1 protein-coding gene is annotated in these 390 nt (G+C 65.6%); it reads right to left on the bottom strand.

Annotation, left to right across the window (positions count from 1 at the left end):
* The coding region (locus LPA54_RS41580) for a transglycosylase domain-containing protein (RefSeq protein WP_228985543.1) at positions 1-390 on the bottom strand (390 nt) is incomplete at both ends.

The raw sequence follows: 390 nt of genomic DNA, 5'->3' as shown, positions 1-390 counted from the left end.
CCGGCGAGGAGCGCGGCCTCCTGGAGGCTGAGGTCCTTGGCCGGCTTGGAGAAGTAGCGCTGGGACGCCGCCTCCACGCCGTAGGCCTGCTGCCCGAAGAAGGTGATGTTCAGATAGTTCTCGAGGATCTTCTTCTTGCCCAGCTCCTCCTCGACCTGGATCGCGTACTTCAGCTCTTGGATCTTGCGGCCGATGGTCTGCTGGGTGGCCTGCGCGACCTTCGTCGGGTCGTCGCCCGCCTCCTCGACGAAGACGTTCTTCACGTACTGCTGGGTGAGCGTCGAGGCGCCCTCGGAGACCTCACCGCTGCGGGCGTTCTTGTTGAGGGCGCGCAGCACGCCCTTCAGGTCGATCGCCCCGTGCTCGTAGAAGCGCGAGTCCTCGATCGCG

It is taken from the genome of Streptomyces sp. DH12 (assembly GCF_020873895.1).
In the GTDB taxonomy this organism is placed as follows: Bacteria; Actinomycetota; Actinomycetes; order Streptomycetales; family Streptomycetaceae; genus Streptomyces.
The sequence above is the reverse complement of the archived record's forward strand: the minus strand, read 5'-3'. Positions and strand labels throughout refer to the sequence as shown.